Source organism: Pedococcus sp. P1_H8 (genome assembly GCF_056405175.1).
This window is the reverse complement of record NZ_JBFUCP010000158.1, coordinates 1-500: the sequence shown is the minus strand read 5'-3', so window position 1 is coordinate 500 and position 500 is coordinate 1. Positions and strand designations below refer to the sequence as shown.

1 protein-coding gene is annotated in these 500 nt (G+C 76.6%); it reads left to right on the top strand.

The window, feature by feature from the left end; all coding sequences use genetic code 11:
• On the top strand, positions 1 to 500 hold a 500-nt coding region (locus AC1DYG_RS19375; RefSeq protein WP_477641484.1), incomplete at both ends, for a peptidyl-tRNA hydrolase.

Here is a 500-nt window from a genome sequence, read left to right as displayed (position 1 = left end):
GGCGAGGACGGCGAACCGGGGCCGTGGCAGCGGGACTACCTGGCCTGGACCGGCGCCCGGATCCGCAAGGTGGCCCGGCGGGCCCGGGGCGCCCAGTGGCTGGCCGCCCAGGACGTCGACGGCGTCACCGTCGAGCTCGACGGCGCCCAGGCCCGGGCCTTCGTGCCGGGTCCCGTGGGTGAACTCGACCCGCGGATCCGGAAGCTGCAGATCGGCGGGACCGACCTCGAGCACGACGCGCCGGGGGATCCGGAGCCCGACCTGCCGGTGCTGTGGCTCAACCGTTCCCTCGACATGACGGTCGGCAAGACCGCCGCGCAGGTGGGGCACGCGGCGATGCTGCTGGCCGGTGCGATGACCCTCGCGCAGGCGGCGCAGTGGGCAGGAAGCGGGTTCCGGTGCTCGGTGCGCGACGCCGACCCGGACCGCTGGGCCGCGCTGACCGCCCGGGTGGCCGCGGGGCAGGCGATCGCCGTCCGCGACGCCGGGTTCACCGAGGT